Below are 1,202 nucleotides of genomic sequence, written 5' to 3'. Positions count from 1 at the left end.
GGGGAGCGGCTTCTTCCCTGGCGGCGGGAGCCGCTTCTGTCATTTCAGGGGCGTCGGCCTTGTCGGCATCCTTACGGCGACGGCGCACGATGACGTTGGGGTGTGAGCCGGAACGCTCGGCATCCGCCTGTTTTTGTTCGGCAAAATGTTCGCGCACGCGTGCCGCCTCCTCAGTGGTCAAGGACCCGGCCATGGACTTAGCAGACGCGCCCAGCTCGCGCAGAGCGCGCAGCATATCCTTGTTGGGCACTGCCGGAAATTCCTTGGCAAGTTCCGATACTTTAATTTTTTCTTCAGACATGTTTACCCCCCTTGCGCCGTGTCCCGGGCCTGAACCTGGCGAATTTCGCCATGCATACGGCATCGGAACAGAGATACCAGCCCCTGCCAGGTCTGGTTTTTTCAGCGTCAATAGTCAAAATTCCCTGGGGCGTCAGCACATGGCGGGTAAGCTCGGCCTTGGCGAAGCGGCGGCGGCACATAACGCACATGCGCACCGGCCCTTCAGCGGCCACGGCAGTTTTTTGCCCTTCCCCCATGCGGTTGCCCCTAATCTTGCGCATCCTCGCGAGGACTGCCGGCAGTATGGTCCTGACCGGATTCTTCCTCGTCGGCATGCGTCCGGCCCAGTTCCACAGCGGAGGATTCGGGCGTTTCTTCTACCACGGGAGCCAGAAAGTTGATGGCCGAACGAAGGTCGGCAATGCGCGACGCGCTGATGGTCAGCTTGTCGGAAAGTTCCTGGTCCGTGGCCTGGCGCAGCTTGTCAAGCGAACTGTAGCCGGCGGCAAGCAGGGCCTCAATGGAGACTTCGGCCACGCTGGCTACCTGTTCGAGACCGTGACCGATGGCATTGGCCTCGTTGTAGCGGGTCTCGGTGAATATATCGACTTTCCAGCCCAGAAGGCGAGCGGCCAGCTTGACGTTTTGCCCCTTGCGCCCGATGGCGTTGGTGAGCTGGTCGTCCGGCACGATGACTTCGAGCAGATTTTCTTCTTCATCCACCACGATGCGCGACACCAGGGCCGGGGCCAGGGCGTTGCGGGCGTAAGTGGCTATATCGGCGCTCCAGACAACAATGTCGATGCGCTCGCCGTGCAGTTCCTGCACGATATTCTGAATGCGCGAACCGCGCACGCCAACGCAGGCGCCCACGGGGTCCACATCGCGTTCGCGAGAGAGCACGGCCACCTTGGCGCGCG

The 1,202-nt window shown here is 61.6% G+C and carries 2 protein-coding genes and 1 pseudogene; all 3 read right to left on the bottom strand.

From position 1 onward, the window contains the following. Positions 1–301 (bottom strand): translation initiation factor IF-2 N-terminal domain-containing protein (locus V6C16_RS13730; RefSeq protein WP_333543491.1); only part of this gene is annotated, 301 nt, incomplete at its 3' end. Further along, complete coding sequence (locus V6C16_RS13725; protein WP_333536335.1) at positions 294–539, bottom strand: YlxR family protein; 246 nt, start codon at positions 537–539, stop codon at positions 294–296. The genes V6C16_RS13725 and V6C16_RS13730, both read right to left, overlap by 8 nt. A 10-nt stretch (positions 540–549) precedes the next feature. Beyond that, positions 550–1,202, bottom strand: a pseudogene (locus V6C16_RS13720) (transcription termination factor NusA); the annotation flags it as partial.

The sequence above is a fragment of the Desulfovibrio sp. 1188_IL3213 genome, from assembly GCF_036763145.1.
GTDB lineage: Bacteria > Desulfobacterota > Desulfovibrionia > Desulfovibrionales > Desulfovibrionaceae > Desulfovibrio.
Note: the sequence above shows the minus strand (reverse complement) of the source record. Positions and strands in the feature narration are given on the sequence as shown.